This is a genomic window from Acinetobacter sp. WCHA39 (assembly GCF_002165385.1).
GTDB lineage: Bacteria > Pseudomonadota > Gammaproteobacteria > Pseudomonadales > Moraxellaceae > Acinetobacter.
In genome coordinates this window covers 62,160-77,637 of sequence record NZ_NHRP01000003.1, presented here as the reverse complement: position 1 = coordinate 77,637, position 15,478 = coordinate 62,160, and the positions used below count along the sequence as shown (strand labels likewise).

15 protein-coding genes and 1 pseudogene are annotated in these 15,478 nt (G+C 39.8%); 4 read left to right on the top strand and 12 right to left on the bottom strand.

Features of this window, described 5'->3' with window-relative positions; genetic code table 11:
* Positions 1 to 163 precede the first annotated feature (163 nt).
* Both purL and CDG56_RS02285 read left to right on the top strand, forming a co-directional pair.
* Positions 164 to 3,994 (top strand): phosphoribosylformylglycinamidine synthase, encoded by a 3,831-nt coding sequence (gene purL / locus CDG56_RS02290; protein ID WP_087546818.1) that lies wholly within the window; start codon positions 164 to 166, stop codon positions 3,992 to 3,994.
* A gap of 100 nt (positions 3,995 to 4,094) precedes the next feature.
* Complete coding sequence (locus CDG56_RS02285) at positions 4,095 to 4,409, top strand: NGG1p interacting factor NIF3 (protein ID WP_087546870.1); 315 nt, start codon at positions 4,095 to 4,097, stop codon at positions 4,407 to 4,409.
* On the opposite strand, the gene CDG56_RS02280 is transcribed toward CDG56_RS02285, so the two are convergent.
* Together CDG56_RS02280 and CDG56_RS02275 are read right to left on the bottom strand one after the other, a co-directional pair.
* Entirely contained in the window at positions 4,410 to 5,171 is a 762-nt protein-coding gene (locus tag CDG56_RS02280) for a nitroreductase family protein (protein ID WP_087546817.1), read from the bottom strand. It abuts the gene before it with no gap.
* 101 nt (positions 5,172 to 5,272) lie between these two features.
* Positions 5,273 to 6,073, bottom strand: coding sequence for an enoyl-CoA hydratase-related protein (locus CDG56_RS02275; RefSeq protein ID WP_087546816.1), 801 nt, complete (start codon positions 6,071 to 6,073; stop codon positions 5,273 to 5,275).
* Positions 6,074 to 6,181: 108 nt separating this feature from the next.
* On the opposite strand from CDG56_RS02275, the gene CDG56_RS02270 reads away from it, so the two are divergent.
* Entirely contained in the window at positions 6,182 to 6,757 is a 576-nt protein-coding gene (locus CDG56_RS02270) for a nicotinate-nicotinamide nucleotide adenylyltransferase (protein WP_087546869.1), read from the top strand.
* Positions 6,758 to 6,932: 175 nt separating this feature from the next.
* On the opposite strand, the gene CDG56_RS02265 is transcribed toward CDG56_RS02270, so the two are convergent.
* The 6 genes and pseudogenes from CDG56_RS02265 to dapD all read right to left on the bottom strand — a co-directional run bounded on the left by CDG56_RS02265 (position 6,933) and on the right by dapD (position 10,513).
* Entirely contained in the window at positions 6,933 to 7,445 is a 513-nt protein-coding gene (locus tag CDG56_RS02265; RefSeq protein WP_005161193.1) for a peroxiredoxin, read from the bottom strand.
* A gap of 19 nt (positions 7,446 to 7,464) precedes the next feature.
* A pseudogene (locus CDG56_RS17215) lies at positions 7,465 to 7,594 on the bottom strand (ATPase); the annotation flags it as partial.
* A 77-nt stretch (positions 7,595 to 7,671) separates the two neighbouring features.
* On the bottom strand, positions 7,672 to 8,088 hold the full coding sequence (locus tag CDG56_RS02255; RefSeq protein ID WP_004777277.1) for a hypothetical protein: 417 nt from the start codon (positions 8,086 to 8,088) through the stop codon (positions 7,672 to 7,674).
* Positions 8,089 to 8,118: 30 nt separating this feature from the next.
* Positions 8,119 to 8,787 (bottom strand): 7-cyano-7-deazaguanine synthase QueC, encoded by a 669-nt coding sequence (queC, locus tag CDG56_RS02250; protein WP_205666489.1) that lies wholly within the window; start codon positions 8,785 to 8,787, stop codon positions 8,119 to 8,121.
* Positions 8,788 to 8,864: 77 nt separating this feature from the next.
* Positions 8,865 to 9,575 carry a 7-carboxy-7-deazaguanine synthase QueE gene (gene queE / locus CDG56_RS02245; protein WP_087536421.1) on the bottom strand — a complete coding sequence of 237 codons (711 nt, stop codon included), beginning with the start codon at positions 9,573 to 9,575 and terminating at the stop codon, positions 8,865 to 8,867.
* Between the two features lie 116 nt (positions 9,576 to 9,691).
* On the bottom strand, positions 9,692 to 10,513 hold the full coding sequence (gene dapD / locus CDG56_RS02240; protein WP_004661218.1) for a 2,3,4,5-tetrahydropyridine-2,6-dicarboxylate N-succinyltransferase: 822 nt from the start codon (positions 10,511 to 10,513) through the stop codon (positions 9,692 to 9,694).
* A gap of 292 nt (positions 10,514 to 10,805) precedes the next feature.
* Between dapD and carO the strand changes: the two genes are divergently transcribed.
* Positions 10,806 to 11,558, top strand: a complete 753-nt coding sequence (gene carO, locus CDG56_RS02235) for an ornithine uptake porin CarO (RefSeq protein ID WP_087536423.1) — start codon at positions 10,806 to 10,808, stop codon at positions 11,556 to 11,558.
* Between the two features lie 107 nt (positions 11,559 to 11,665).
* Here the strand turns inward: carO and CDG56_RS02230 are convergent, their stop codons facing one another.
* The 4 genes from CDG56_RS02230 to cysT all read right to left on the bottom strand — a co-directional run bounded on the left by CDG56_RS02230 (position 11,666) and on the right by cysT (position 15,451).
* Positions 11,666 to 12,589 (bottom strand): CysB family HTH-type transcriptional regulator, encoded by a 924-nt coding sequence (locus tag CDG56_RS02230; RefSeq protein ID WP_004959761.1) that lies wholly within the window; start codon positions 12,587 to 12,589, stop codon positions 11,666 to 11,668.
* 65 nt (positions 12,590 to 12,654) lie between these two features.
* The gene (locus CDG56_RS02225) at positions 12,655 to 13,725 is read right to left on the bottom strand and encodes a sulfate/molybdate ABC transporter ATP-binding protein (RefSeq protein WP_087536424.1); all 1,071 of its coding nucleotides are present in this window, start codon (positions 13,723 to 13,725) and stop codon (positions 12,655 to 12,657) included.
* Between the two features lie 11 nt (positions 13,726 to 13,736).
* Positions 13,737 to 14,621: a sulfate ABC transporter permease subunit CysW gene (gene cysW / locus CDG56_RS02220; RefSeq protein ID WP_050041906.1), complete on the bottom strand. Its 885-nt coding sequence runs from the start codon at positions 14,619 to 14,621 to the stop codon at positions 13,737 to 13,739.
* Positions 14,618 to 15,451: a sulfate ABC transporter permease subunit CysT gene (cysT, locus tag CDG56_RS02215; protein WP_087546815.1), complete on the bottom strand. Its 834-nt coding sequence runs from the start codon at positions 15,449 to 15,451 to the stop codon at positions 14,618 to 14,620. Before cysT ends, cysW begins: the two co-directional genes overlap by 4 nt.
* Positions 15,452 to 15,478 lie beyond the last annotated feature (27 nt).

Below are 15,478 nucleotides of genomic sequence, written 5' to 3'. Positions count from 1 at the left end.
AATCACTTTCTTTATGAAATTACAATAATTTTGACGAAATAAAGCAGCGATAAATCATTGCGCTGCATCTAGCTGATTTGAGCAAGACACAGTAGAATATGCGCTCTCTCATAAGTCACATTGTGGTAGGTTCGTTAGACCCGCCCGTGGAGCCAAAGTCAACATGTTTATCGTGGCCGGTGCATCAGCACATTCTTCTTTTAAGAAAGCTCAACTCTTAAACCGTTTAGCGTCAATGAGTTCTGTTCAATCTTTTGACAGCCAGTGGGTTTATTTGTTTGATCAAGCGCTCAACGAGCAGCAACATCAATCGGCATTACAACTTTTAAACGATGGTCAATCTTTCGAACTTCGCCAAGCTGCAAGTGATGAAATCCAGATTTTAGTCACACCACGTGTGGGGACAATCTCGCCATGGTCATCTAAAGCAACGGATATTTTCCAAAACTGTAATACACCTATTCACCGTTTAGAACGTGGTCTGCTATTTACACTGAAAGGTGTGAAAGAGATTTCGAATGAAGTGAAATTGGCATTACATGACCGTATGACAGAGAGTGTTTTTGCTCAAATTGATGATGCAAAAGCTTTATTCTTAGAAACAGCGCCGAAACCATTGAACTCAATTGATATTTTGAGCCAAGGTAAAGAAGCGTTAGTGAAAGCCAACAATGAATTTGGTTTTGCGCTATCTGACGAAGAAATTGATTATTTAGTTGCAGCATTTACCAAACTCGGTCGTAATCCAAACGACATCGAATTGATGATGTTTGCACAAGCAAACTCCGAACACTGTCGTCATAAAATCTTTGGTTCTGAGTGGACAATTGATGGTGAAAAACAACCATTATCATTGTTCCAAATGATTAAAAATACCTATAAAGAATCTCCGACCGATGTGTTATCAGCTTATAAAGATAACGCCTCTGTGATCGTCGGTTATGACACGATGCGTTTTTATCCGAAAGCGGATGAAAATGGTCACTTCGTTTATAAATATAAGAGCCAAGCTGCTCATATTTTAATGAAGGTTGAAACACACAACCATCCAACTGCAATTGCTCCATTTGCAGGTGCTGCAACAGGTTCGGGCGGTGAAATCCGTGATGAAGGTGCAACAGGTCGTGGTGGTAAACCAAAAGCAGGTTTAACAGGCTTTACTGTTTCTAACTTGAATATCCCTGGTTTCGAACAGCCTTGGGAAGAAAACTATGGTAAGCCTTCACGTATGGCATCGCCATTACAAATCATGATCGAAGGTCCATTGGGTGGTGCTGCGTTTAACAACGAATTTGGTCGCCCAGCATTAAATGGTTATTTCCGTACCTTCGAACAGAATGTGAATGGTGAGGTTAAAGGCTTCCATAAACCAATTATGATCGCTGGTGGTTACGGTAACATTCGTCCTGACCACGTTGAAAAAGATGCGATTCAACCAGGTGACTTGCTGATTGTATTGGGTGGTCCTGCCATGTTAATCGGTCTTGGTGGTGGTGCTGCATCATCTGTAGACAGCGGTACCATGGGTGAGAGCTTAGACTTTGCTTCAGTACAACGTGAAAACCCAGAAATGGAACGCCGTTGCCAAGAAGTCATTGATACATGCTGGCGCTTAGAAGATTTTAACCCAATCGTGTCTGTACATGATGTGGGTGCGGGTGGTCTATCAAATGCGATGCCTGAACTAGTGAATGATCATGAGTTGGGTGCAGTGCTGAACCTGCGTAAAATTCCATCATTAGAGCCAGGCATGAGCCCGATGGAAATTTGGTCAAATGAAGCGCAAGAGCGTTATGTACTTTCGATTCGTCCAGAATCTTTAGAACAGTTTGAAGAAATTTGTGCTCGTGAGCGTTGTCCGTTTGCAGTACTTGGTGAAGCGACTGAAGCACGTCATTTGACTGTTGAAGATCCATTATTTGAAAATAATGCAGTCGACATCCCAATGCAAGTCATGTTGGGTGGTACACCACGTATGCAACGTTCATATGAAACGATTGAACGTAAAGGTAACGACTTTGATGCATCAAAAGTTGATTTGAAAGATGCGATTTTCCGCGTATTGAAGAATCCAACAGTTGCGTCTAAATCATTCCTGATTACAATTGGTGACCGCTCGATTACAGGTATGGTTGCACGTGATCAAATGGTTGGCCGTTGGCAGGTTCCTGTTGCAGATGCAGCAGTAACGACGACAAGCTTGCAAGGCTTCACGGGTGAAGCAATGGCGATGGGTGAACGTCCACCAGTTGCTTTGTTAAATCCTGCCGCATCAGCGCGTTTAGCCGTTGCGGAAGCAATTACCAATATTGCCTGTGCCAACATCGAACAAATCAGCGATATCAAACTATCTGCAAACTGGATGGCTGCGGCTGGTCAAAAAGGTGAAGACCAAGCTTTGTTTGAAGGTGTGAAAGCGATAGGTATGGAAATGTGTCCTGCATTGGGTATTGCTATTCCAGTTGGTAAAGATTCACTTTCAATGCGTACCACTTGGAACGATGGTGAAGACAAAGCCGTTACTTCGCCAATGACTGGTGTGATCACTGCATTTGCACCAGTTTTAGATGTGCGTAAAACATTAACACCTGAACTCAAGAATTTAGAAGACTCAGTACTTGTACGTATTGATTTATCTAAAGGTCAATTCCGTTTAGGTGGTTCGATCCTTGCGCAAGTATATAAAGCAATCGGTTCTGTTACCCCTGATGTTGATAGTTTTGATGACTTCAAAGCGTTCTTTGCCTTGATTCAAGACTGGAACAATCGTGGTGTGATCAAGGCTTACCATGACATCGGTGACGGTGGTTTATTGGCGACTGTTGCTGAAATGATGTTTGCTTCACGCCTAGGTGTTGCTCTAGAAAATCAATCAACTGAAAGCTTATTTGCTGAAGAAATTGGTGCAGTACTTCAAATTACAGCGGCTGATTGGGCACAGTTAGAAGTTGAAGTTGCAGCATCTAGCTTGAAAGATACAATTGCTGTTGTTGGTCGTGTGAATACAACTGATCAACTCGTTGTAAATGGTTTAACGCTTGAGCGTGCTGAATTACAACAAGCTTGGGCTGAAGTTTCACATCAGATCCAACGTTTACGTGATAACGTTGAAACTGCTGATCAAGAATTTGCCTTAATTGCAGATAAAAACCACAAAGGTTTAATTGCACAACCAACTTATGACTTAAATGAGCCAGTTGAAGCGCCGTTTATTAATACACGCCGTCCAAACATGGCAATCTTGCGTGAGCAAGGTGTGAACGGTCATGTCGAAATGGCAGCAGCTTTTGATAAAGTTGGTTTCAATACCATCGACGTACACATGAGTGACTTACTTGCAGGTCGTGTCAGCTTGAGCGATTTTGAAGGTTTAGTGGCTTGTGGTGGCTTCTCATACGGCGACGTGATGGGTGCTGGTGGTGGCTGGGCGAAATCAGTATTGTTCAACCCGAAATTACGTGATCAGTTCGAACAGTTCTTCCATCGTGAGAGCACTTTCAGCTTAGGTGTATGTAACGGCTGTCAAATGATGTCGCAACTTGCACCATTGATTCCTGGTGCAGAGCATTGGGGTCGTTTCCACCGCAATACCTCAGAAGTATTTGAAGCGCGTGCTGTTAATGTTCGCGTAGAAAAATCGGTTTCTGTATTGCTTGAAGATATGCAAGGTTCGATTTTACCAATCGCAGTGGCACATGGTGAAGGTCGTTTGGTTGCAACTGAACAGCAACTTGCTGCTTTAAATGCTGAGAACCAAGTGATCTTGCGTTATGTAGATAGTTTGGGTAATCCAACTCAGCACTATCCATTGAACCCGAATGGTTCACCTGAAGCGATTACAGGACAAACTTCTAAAGATGGTCGTGCAACAGTAATGATGCCACACCCAGAGCGTAACTTCCGTGCTTTACAACATTCTTGGAAGCCTGAAGATTGGGCTGAAGATGGTGCTTGGTTGCGTATGTTCCGCAACGCACGTAAGTTCATTGGTTAATATGAAATAAAAAATAAGCCACCGTCAGGTGGCTTATTTTATTCTTGGATTCAATATAAAATAACGATGAATGAACAAGAACAATGAAATCAAAAAGAATATGCTAAAACTGATTTATTATGTACCTGAATCACACCTTGAATTAAGCAAAAAAGCTATCTTTGAAGCTGGTGCTGGCGGTATTGGCAATTATGAACATTGTGCTTGGCAAGTGAAAGGAATAGGGCAATTTAAACCTATTAAAGGTGCAAATCCATTTTTAGGGCAGTTGGATGAGCTGGAACAACTTGAAGAGTGGCGTGTAGAAACCATTGTGCCTGAAGATAAAGCCAGTGTTGTGGCAAAGGTATTAAAGGCAAGCCATCCTTATGAAGAGCCTGCCTTTGAGTTTATTCAAATAGTAGATATTGAATAATTATACTTTTTGAATAAATAAATCACGATCAAAACGATACTGCGGGAAGAACACACCATCTGTAGCCCGTTCACCTGCACCAATCACCATCACAGGATGCTGTTGATCATTTAATTTTAAAATTTTACGAACTAAAGGCTCATCAAAGCCTTCCATCATACAACTGTCAAAACCATAGGCACGTAAAGCCAATACCAAATTTTCACATGCTAAAGCAGTGGTTTTAGTTGCCCATAATTTAGCATCGGCAGGGTTAAATGCAGTCACAGGAAGTTGTTTATCAAGTGTACGGGCTACTTTAAATGCAACTTTTTTGAAGTTACCTAATGCATTGAAATAACCTGTTTTATAGTTGTAGGGGATAAAACGGTAATATTTTTGTACCATTGCAGGGGCTTCAGGAAATGGAAATTCGCTAATATTTCGTTTTGCCATTTCATCAACACGATCTGTACGCGCCACGCATACGATCAATTCTGATGCAGTTTTAGCAGCAAGCTGTCCTAAGCATGCTTTAACCAGTTGCTTTTTCTTACTTGGATTTTGCACCACATAGAATGTCCACGGCTGTAAGTTTGATGAGTTGGGTGCAAGCAGTGCCAAATCTAAACATTCATCTAAAATCTCACTTGGAATCGGTTTATCCGTGAACTTACGTACTGAACGACGGCTTTCAATGACTTTACGGAAATTGGCAACATCAATATCTTGAGTGGCAGGTTCGTAGTAGCGTTTTTTGTCGGTTTGATTTTGTTCAGACATGAGAATAAATGTTCCTATAAGATTGTTGTTCATATTGGGACGTTAAATAAAAAAACCACTGAGTTTTGACTAAGTGGTTTATATAAAAACAGTGTAATGTATTAATTGAACTGTGAGAAGTCAGGCTTACGTTTTTGCATAAATGCTTGTACAGCTTCCATCATTTCAGGTGAACGGACACGCTGCATAAAGATTTCAGCTTCTTCATCGACGCAAGCAATAATTTCAGCTAGGTCTTTTTTCATTAGCGCTTTACTTTGTTTTAGAGACGCTAAAGGTAATGCTGCTAAATGTTGAGCTGTTTGTTGTGCGGTTGCATAAACATCCTCAACGACATCATTCACGAGATTTGCTTTTACTGCTGTTGCAGCATCAAATTTCTTCGCTGTGAATAATAATTCAGCCGCTTTCTGATAGCCTGCTTGTTTGACCAATAAACGGCTCGCAGCACCTTCAGGAGAAAGGCCTAGGCTGACGAATGGAATTTGGAATAGGGCAGTATTGTCTGCAAATACGATATCAGCATGTAATAAGATCGTTACACCGATCCCGATTGCTACGCCTTTCACTCCAATAATCAGTGGTTTAGAAAAACGAGCCGCAGCTTTTAATAACACAAATGGTGGTTGATCGCCTGCTTTGCCTTCATACTGCTTTTGCACAAAGCCCATGAAATCTTTCATGTCATTACCCGCAGTAAAATCTTGTTCTGCACCACGGAAAATAACAACACGTACATCTTTATTTGTATCAGCTTCATCTAATGCTTTTGCAATCCATAGATAAAGTTCGCCGTAAAGTGCATTCTTTGCTTCTGAACGGTTAATGGCTAAGGTGAGTACGCCATCTTCTAAATTTGCTTGCAAATGTTGATGAGGTTGTTGAATACAGCTAAGTGTCATCGTACTATCCTTGCTTTAATCCAGATTGATTTTTTAAGTGTCCTCATTATGTCGCATATTTACCTAAATGGCGCAACTGATGAGTTCACAAAAAGTGAAATTACGCCTATGTACACATTTGACTATCTTGTTTTTATTGGACGCTTTCAGCCTTTTCATTTAGCGCATCTACAAACCATTGAAATTGCATTACAACAAAGTCAGAACGTGATCTTGGCATTGGGTTCAGCGCAAGCAGAACGGAATATTAAAAACCCATTTTTAGCCCATGAACGTGAGCAAATGATTCTGTCTAATTTTTCAGAATATGATCAGAAACGGATTCATTTCGTGCATGTGGTTGATGTGTATAACGATGAAAAATGGGTCAAACAAGTCAAAACATTGGTCAATCAAGTGGTTCAGCCAAATGCAAAAGTAGGTTTGATTGGTCACTTCAAAGATGAATCTTCGTATTATTTAGCTTTATTTCCAGAATGGCAGATGGTTGAGTTGGATAGTTTAAAAGATTCTATTTCAGCCACGCCTATGCGAGAAGCCTATTATCGGGGAGAGATTCAAACTGAATTTTTCCCTAAAGGCACGATTGAATTTCTGACTGAATTTAAAAATACAAAAGTCTATGTGGAATTGCAGCATAAATATCTTGCGGGTGATAAAAGTAATTTGGATGAATGTTTTTAAGATTTTAGTTCTTTAAGCAGAAAATCGATGAAAACACGAATATGGAAAGATTCGTGTTTTTTTGATGGATAAACTAGGGTCTGTTGAGATTTGCTGTATAAAAAATAGCGAGTAAGTAAAATTTAATCGTCAAACCAAATTCACTACTCGCTATGCCTCGTACAATGCCGAATGATCAACACTGGTCAAAGTTAGAATCTTGCGGAGCGATGCTCCTCATGCGTAATGAAGTGCCTTGCAATGCTTTTAGATCTTCCAATACTTGTTCGGCATGACCTGCAGCTTTAACTTTGCGATAGCTTTTCACTAACTGTTTGTTGTGAAAAATAAAAGTTGAACGCTCAATGCCCATGACTTGTTTGCCATACATATTTTTTTCTTTGATGACATCAAAATGTTTGCATAACACTTCTTCTTTATCACTAATTAAATCAATTGTGAGCGCTTGTTTTTCCGTGAAATTTTGATGTGCTTTAACAGAATCTCTAGAGACTCCAAAAATTTGACAATTTAATCCTTCAAATTGATCTTTTAAACACGAAAATCCAATAGCTTGAGTCGTACAACCTGGGGTTGAATCTTTGGGGTAGAAATAAATGACAAGCCATTCGCTGCCTAACTCAGCAAGATTGACTTCACCTTGTGTAGTTGAAAAAGTATGATTCGGTAATTCAATATTCTCAGACATTTTTATTCCTTCTATAAAGCTAAGCGTGATCTAGTTCAAGTGGTAAAAAAGCATATTCTTCATGATAAACAATTTCACCGTGACGTATAGGAATTACTTTGTTAAAACCTTGTCCTCTCAATCACAATGGTATGGAATTTTCCATCCTCTTCAACATAAAGGAAAGTTTAACAGAGCCTACAAAAAAGCCTGCATTTATGCAGGCTTTAATCTGAACAATACAAGCTTACTTTTTAGGAGCTTGTTGCTGAGCAGCTTTCATTGCTTCTTCAGTTAATTTTTCTAACTTAGATACCAAAGGGGCACCTAAGCAAGCTTGTAATTCTTTATTTTGTTGCTGTACAAATGCTAAAGAACTTGGGCTTTTCTTGGCATTGATTGCGCTTTGAATTTCCCATTTTTGAGCTTCAGTTACTTTGCCTTGAGCATCAATTTGGCAACCACAAAATTTACTCACTTCCGCAGCTGATAACTTGCCACCTTTAGTGGTTTGTTCCTTACAGACGTTAATCAATGCAGATTTTACATTGGTACTTTTATATGCTGCTTGTAATGGATTATCAGCTGCGTGAGTTGCCATTGCAAATAAAGCAGTCGCTGACATCATTGTAGAAAGAATAAGATTTGATTTTAAAAACTTCATATATTGTACCTAATGATTGCCCTAAATCATCTATTGGGTATAGCGTGTAGGGTCCGCAATACCTGCTTCGATAAAACCTTGTTGGCGTAAACGGCAACTGTCGCATTTGCCACACGCACGTCCTTGAGCATCTGCCTGATAGCAGGATACTGTTTGGCTATAGTCTACGCCATGTTCGATACCTAAGCGTATAATATTCGCTTTGGATAAATGTAACAAAGGTGTTTCAATTTTAAGGGGTTTTCCTTCCACGCCTGCCTTTGTTGCCAAACGCGCAAGATTGGCAAAAGCGTCAATAAATTCAGGACGACAGTCAGGATATCCTGAATAATCAACAGCATTGACACCAATCACAATGGCGTGAGCGTCAAAAACTTCTGCTGCTGCAAGGGCATATGAAAGGAAAATGGTGTTACGCGCTGGAACATAAGTTACAGGAATCCCTTCTTGTAATTGTTCAGGTACATCAATGTTATGATCTGTAAGCGCAGAGCCGCCTAAATTGCCTAAATCAATATTAATCACACGATGTTCTACACCTGCACGTTGTGCGAGTGCTTTGGCTGCATCAAGTTCGGTGGTTGAGCGTTGACCATACATAAAGCTTAATGCAATACAATCATAATTTGCTTGTGCCCAAGCAAGACACGTTGTTGAGTCTAAGCCACCAGACAATAATACGATGGCACGAGAACGCATATTATTTTCCATGATTCAACCTAAAAATAAATTTGATAAAAGCCGATCTATTTTGCAGAACGGATATGTTGAGTATTTTAACGACCAGATTCATCATTCCATAACAGCTTATGTAACTGTAATTGGAAGCGAACAGGGAGATGGTCATCTAAAATCCATTGAGCTAAGTCACGCGCCAAGGCGGGCAATCCGACAGCTCCTTTTTCGATAGCAAAGGCTGGTGAAAACCATACTGTACTTACTTTATCTTGCAACTGAAATTGTTCAAGTTGCTGTTTTGACCACTCATAGTCAGCACGATTACAAATCACAAATTTAATCTGGTCATGTGGGGTGAGATGGTCAAGATTACTATATAGATTACGATGCTCTTCTTTTGACGTTGGTGTTTTTAAATCCAACACTTTGGAAACACGAGGGTCAACTTTCGATACATCTAAAGCACCGCTGGTTTCAAGTGAAACCTCAAATCCAAGATCACAAAGACGTTGTAATAAAATCAAACAGTTTGGTTGTGCAAGCGGTTCGCCACCTGTCACACAGATATAAGGTGTTTTATGTTGGCTTGCTGTTTCGATAATCTGTTCAAGGGATAAACGTTCACCACCTTCAAATGAATAAGTCGTATCACAATAACTACAACGTAAAGGACAACCCGTTAAACGAATAAAAACAGTCGGTAAACCAAACGTATTCGCTTCGCCTTGCAAAGAATAGAAGATCTCGGTAATACGTAAACCAGCCGCAGGATCAGATACAGGAATTGCAGAAGAACGTAAGGAAGCCATAAATAGTTACCACAAACAGTTGCTACATAAGCAGCAAGTACATAAAAAACAAAATCTCTACGACCATAGCTGATCGTAGAGACGAGGAGCGATGAAACTCCGAGAAACGTTATAAATTAGTCTGCACGTAATAAATCGTTCAAGCTAGTTTTTGCACGTGTTTTCGCATCTACTTTTTTCACAATAATTGCAGCATAAAGGCTGTAAGTACCACATTTCGATGGAAGGCTGCCTGCAACAACAACTGAACCTGCTGGTACGCGACCATAGTGAATCTCACCTGTTTCACGATCAAAGATTTTAGTTGATTGACCAATGAATACGCCCATTGAAATCACTGAACCTTCTTCAACAATCACACCTTCAACGATTTCTGAACGAGCACCGATGAAGCAGTTGTCTTCAATAATCGTTGGATTTGCTTGTAATGGTTCGAGTACACCACCGATACCAACACCACCAGATAAATGAACGTTTTTACCGATTTGAGCACATGAACCAACAGTTGCCCAAGTATCAACCATAGTGCCTTCATCAACATATGCACCGATGTTGACATACGATGGCATCAATACGACATTTTTCGCTTGGAAGCTACCACGACGAGCAACAGCAGGTGGTACAACACGGACACCAGCAGCTTTAAATTGTTCTTCAGTCCAACCTGAATATTTTGTTGCAACCTTGTCATAAAACTGTAGATCACATGCTTCGATTGGCTGGTTGTCATTCAGTTTGAATGAAAGTAAAACAGCTTTTTTTAGCCATTGATGAACAACCCACTCACCATCGATTTTTTCAGCGACACGAAGTGTACCATTGTCTAAACCTGTTAGCGCCTCTTCAACAGCTTGACGAATTTCAGTAGGGCAATCTGCTGCACTGTAGTTTGCACGGTCTTCAAAGGCTTGTTCAATGATTGTAGAAAGCTGAGACATGATCTTCATTCTTCCAAAAATAAATTTCCGAGATTTTACACTAAATTGAACCAAGAATCTTTGAAAAAAGTCGTTACAATAAAGTGTTTTAAAATTAAGCAATAAAATTGTAATAAATTCGGATTTAATTGTTTTTTATCCATTATTTTGAAATATACAATTATCCTTAATTTGTATCAAAAAATAACAGAAAGTAATCAGTTTCTGTATAAAAAGATATCAATCATTCTTTTAAGATTTTACTACAGTAACAACTATACCTTAGATAAAAGTATTTTTTGAGGAGACTTCAATGAAAGCTTTGCGCGTTATTTTAGCTGCAGGTGCATTAACAGCGATTGCAGGTTCTGCTTTAGCAGCAGATGAACAAGTTGTGAAGGAATCAGGTTCTACGTTTCCTTCATACTTAGATCCAGTTTCAGTTCGTGCTGAAGTGGGTACTACAGGTTATGGTGGTGCAATTTCTTATCGTGTTAATCCATATGTAGGTTTAAGCCTTGGTTACAATGGTGGCGATATTTCATGGTCTGATGATGTCAAAATTGATGGCACCAAATATGATCTTGATATGGAGAATAACAACACATATTTAAATGCTGAACTTTATCCATGGGGTGCGAGTCAAAATGCGTTCGCTCGTTCGCTTTATGTAGCAGCAGGTGTTGGGTATCTTGATAATGATTATGATCTTCAGAAACGTACATCAGCAGGTCGTACTTTAACAATTGACAACAATGATTATGAAGTTGTTAATCCTGGGCAAGAGGGTGGTGTACGTGGCAAAATGTCATATAAAAATAACATCGCGCCTTATGTCGGTTTAGGTTTGAATGCACCAGTGTATAAAAATATTGGTTTGTTTGGTGAAGTTGGTGCTTACTACACAGGTAACCCTGACGTAAAACTTGATGATTACAACTTAAAAGGTGTTAACGGAGCTAAGCCGATTAATCAGGCAGTTGCTGATGAGCAAGACAAAATTGCGAATAAGAGTCGCTATGAATGGTTGCCAGTGGCTAAAGTGGGTGTGAGCTTTAAGTTCTAATCTACCAACTCTGCATAAAAAAACGAGCGCTAAGCTCGTTTTTTTATGCTCAGATTTTAGGTTGGAATAAATGGCTAATAGTAGTAAAGCCATTCATTTTGTTTGATTTATTCTTCGGGATAAGCCACTTTTTTAAGTTCTTTGATGTTTGTTTTTGGAGAACATAAAGAAATAAATTCATAACCATAGCCACGTAAAAGATGTCCTTTACGCACAGCAATCCAAGTTGTATTCACTCCAAAAACATCAGTTTTTAATTGTTCTAAGCGATAATCTTTGTCTGTGTCATAAGCGACATCATTGACAATACCCACCCCCATATTGAGTTCAACATAGGTTTTAATGACGTCGGCATCTAAGGCGGACATCACGATATCGGCATGTATATGAGCATCTTCAAATGCCTTATCGATTTTAGAGCGTCCAGTAAAGCCGCCGTGATATGTAATCAATGGATATTCGGCCAAGACATCTAAACTAATTTTATCTAATTTAGTCAACGGGTGGTCTTTAGGTGTAATGATACTATGATGCCATTCATAATAAGGTACGCTAGCTAAGTTCTCTTCCGTCGTCAAAGATTCAGTTGCGATACCAATATCTGCTTCACCTTGGAGTAGCATTTCTGCGATTTCAACAGGACTCGCTTGTTGTAAAACCAAATGTACTTTTGGAAATAATTTTTTAAATTGATTCACAATCGGTGGAAGAACATACCGTGCTTGGGTATGCGTTGTTGCAATTGTTAAAGTGCCTTCATCAACTTTATTAAAGTCATCAGCAAGACGTTTAATATTATCAGCATCGACTAACATCCGTTCCACGATGCTTAATAAGGATTGACCTGGTTCAGTTAAACCGAGTAAGCGTTTACCTTTACGTACAAAGAGTTGTACACCTAACTCATCTTCTAAATCTTTAATGTGCTTACTGACACCAGATTGGGAGGTATAAAGTGCCGCAGAAGCTTCAGTTAAATTAAAGTTTTGGCGAACAGTTTCTCGAATAATTCTGAGTTGTTGAAAGTTCATAATAATTTTTCCACATAAAAGATGAGGAACGATCAAATTTATTTAACCGTCCTCAAGATATTATTCTAAGCAACTTGAGTCGTTTGGTCTGCAAATAAATGAAGTTGAGCAGCACTAATCCAGACGGTTTGATTCGGTCTAAATTGATGTAAATTTGCTTCTTCTACACTAAGTAAAATCTCAATGGTACGTCCACTGCGATCTTGTAATTCCGCAATCACTTTGCCTGCAATCCAGACTTCACGTATAAACGTTGCCTCAATGGTATTCGCTTGGGGACGGGTATGAATATGTAATTCATTTGGTCGTGCAAATGCAATCACTTTTCCTTGCGGTGCTGCTAATGAGGTTGGCAGTTGGATTCGATCATCACCAATGCGGATGATACCGCTAGTATGTTCGCCTTCAAAACGATTTGCTTGACCTAAGAAATCAAAAACAAAGGGTGTTGCTGGTTTTTCATAAACTTCACGAGGTGAACCAATTTGTTCAACATCGCCTTTATTCATGACAATAATTTGGTCTGCGACTTCCAAAGCCTCTTCTTGGTCATGTGTAACAAAAATAGATGTGATATGTAGTTCATCATGTAAGGTTCGTAACCAACGGCGTAATTCTTTACGAACTTTGGCATCTAGTGCGCCAAAAGGCTCATCGAGTAACAAAACACGTGGTTCTACTGCAAGAGCGCGTGCTAGTGCAATACGTTGACGTTGTCCACCTGAAAGTTGAGCAGGGTAACGATCAGCTAAGAATCCAAGTTGAACCAAATCTAATAAGCGCGTGACACGTTTTTTAATTTCGGCTTCTGATGGACGAGTTGCACGTGGGCGAACGCGTAAACCAAAAGCAATATTATCAAACACAGTCATATGGCGGAATAAGGCATAGTGCTGAAATACAAATCCGACTTGACGTTCACGAACATGGATATTGGTCGCATCTTCGCCTTCAAGTAAAACTTGACCATGATCAGCAGATTCTAAACCCGCAATGATGCGTAATAATGTTGTTTTTCCACAGCCTGAAGGACCAAGCAAAGCAACTAATTCACCTTCAGGAAAGTCTAAAGAGATATTTTTGAGTGCATGGAATGCACCGAAGTGTTTTTCAATATTTTTAACTTGAATACTCATGTGTTCATTCCTTAGTGATTCGGTTGATGTTCATTTGCTTGGTCTTGGCGTATTTCTAACCAAGTTTTCAAGATCAATGTGATAATCGCTAAAAATGCCAGTAACGAAGACACAGCAAATGCAGCACTAAAGGTATATTCGTTATAAAGAATCTCGACGTGTAACGGTAGGGTATTGGTTTCACCGCGGATGTGTCCTGAAACCACAGACACCGCACCAAATTCTCCCATTGCACGGGCATTACACAGAATCACACCGTAAATCAAACCCCATTTAATATTTGGTAGGGTCACTTTCCAAAAGGTTTGCCAACCTGAAGCACCGAGTACAATCGCAGCTTCTTCTTCTTCGGTCCCTTGTGCTTCCATGAGTGGAATTAATTCACGAGCAACAAAAGGAACTGTAATAAAAATTGTGGCTAAAACAATAGCAGGTACGGCATACAGGATTTTAATATCGTGATCCATTAACCAACCGCCAACCCAACCTTGTGAACCAAAAATCAGAACCAACATTAAACCTGCAATTACAGGGGAGACTGAAAATGGCATATCAATAATGGTGGTCAAGATGGCTTTGCCACGGAACTGGAACTTAGCTACAGCCCAAGCTGCTGCAACACCAAATACAACGTTAATCGGTACAGCAATCGCTGCTGTCAGTAAGGTTAGTTTGACTGCCGACAGGGTGTCAGAATCAGTTAAGGCATTGATGTAAACTGAAAGACCTTGTTTAAATGCTTCAACAAAAACCAAAATGAGTGGTAGTATCAAGCAACTTAGAAAGAAAATCAGTGCAATACTAATTAATGTATAACGGACCCATGTTGGTTCACGGGTTGAATCACGAGATTGCAACTTTATGGCTAAAGCATTGCTATTGGTATTTAAACTCATTGCGCAGTTCTCCCTGTACGACGGCTTGCCCATGCTTGAACTAAATTAATTAAAAATAAGATGGCAAATGAGAGAACGAGCATAACTACAGCGATCGTTGTTGCGCCTGCATAATCATATTCTTCTAAACGAGAAATGATCATGAGGGGGGCAATTTCGGTCTTATAGGGTTGATTCCCTGCAATAAAAATAACAGAACCATATTCACCAACACCGCGGGCAAATGCCAAAGCAAAGCCTGTTAATAGTGCAGGGAATAGGATCGGTAAAATGATTTTAGTAATGGTTTGCCAGCGATTTGCACCGAGTGCAGAAGCTGCTTCTTCAAGTTCAGTTTCAATATCACTCAAAACAGGTTGTACGGTACGTACCACAAACGGTAAACCAATAAAAATTAATGCAAGGGTAATACCAATCGGAGTGTAAGCCACTTGAATTCCTAGAGGTTCAAGATATTGACCAATCCAACCTGTAGGTGCATATAATGAGGTTAATGCAATCCCAGCCACTGCGGTAGGCAAAGCAAAAGGTAAATCGACCAAAGCATCGACGATTCTTTTACCTGGGAAATTATAACGAACCAAGCACCAAGCCAGCAGTATGCCAAAGATCACATTGACTAAAGAAGCGATCAATGCAGCACTAAAGCTGAGTTGTAACGATTTTAAAATTCGTTCTGAAGTCAGAATTTCCCATAATCCATCCCATCCAATCCCTAAAGATTTGATAAATACAGCTGATAAAGGAATAAGTACGATAAAAGATATATAAGCGAGGGTGAAGCCCAAAGACAGACCAAACCCAGGCAGCACTCGGGAACGCTGCGACATGATATTTCCTCAAAGAGAAATATTTGC

Excerpts from the sequence above, each read along its gene's own strand:
- purL (WP_087546818.1), top strand. The coding sequence starts at position 164 with ATGTTTATCGTGGCCGGTGCATCAGCACATTCTTCTTTTAAGAAAGCT.
- CDG56_RS02285 (WP_087546870.1), top strand. The coding sequence starts at position 4,095 with ATGCTAAAACTGATTTATTATGTACCTGAATCACACCTTGAATTAAGC.
- CDG56_RS02280 (WP_087546817.1), bottom strand. The coding sequence starts at position 5,171 with ATGTCTGAACAAAATCAAACCGACAAAAAACGCTACTACGAACCTGCC.
- CDG56_RS02275 (WP_087546816.1), bottom strand. The coding sequence starts at position 6,073 with ATGACACTTAGCTGTATTCAACAACCTCATCAACATTTGCAAGCAAAT.
- CDG56_RS02270 (WP_087546869.1), top strand. The coding sequence starts at position 6,182 with ATGTACACATTTGACTATCTTGTTTTTATTGGACGCTTTCAGCCTTTT.
- CDG56_RS02265 (WP_005161193.1), bottom strand. The coding sequence starts at position 7,445 with ATGTCTGAGAATATTGAATTACCGAATCATACTTTTTCAACTACACAA.
- CDG56_RS02255 (WP_004777277.1), bottom strand. The coding sequence starts at position 8,088 with ATGAAGTTTTTAAAATCAAATCTTATTCTTTCTACAATGATGTCAGCG.
- queC (WP_205666489.1), bottom strand. The coding sequence starts at position 8,787 with ATGCGTTCTCGTGCCATCGTATTATTGTCTGGTGGCTTAGACTCAACA.
- queE (WP_087536421.1), bottom strand. The coding sequence starts at position 9,575 with ATGGCTTCCTTACGTTCTTCTGCAATTCCTGTATCTGATCCTGCGGCT.
- dapD (WP_004661218.1), bottom strand. The coding sequence starts at position 10,513 with ATGTCTCAGCTTTCTACAATCATTGAACAAGCCTTTGAAGACCGTGCA.
- carO (WP_087536423.1), top strand. The coding sequence starts at position 10,806 with ATGAAAGCTTTGCGCGTTATTTTAGCTGCAGGTGCATTAACAGCGATT.
- CDG56_RS02230 (WP_004959761.1), bottom strand. The coding sequence starts at position 12,589 with ATGAACTTTCAACAACTCAGAATTATTCGAGAAACTGTTCGCCAAAAC.
- CDG56_RS02225 (WP_087536424.1), bottom strand. The coding sequence starts at position 13,725 with ATGAGTATTCAAGTTAAAAATATTGAAAAACACTTCGGTGCATTCCAT.
- cysW (WP_050041906.1), bottom strand. The coding sequence starts at position 14,621 with ATGAGTTTAAATACCAATAGCAATGCTTTAGCCATAAAGTTGCAATCT.
- cysT (WP_087546815.1), bottom strand. The coding sequence starts at position 15,451 with ATGTCGCAGCGTTCCCGAGTGCTGCCTGGGTTTGGTCTGTCTTTGGGC.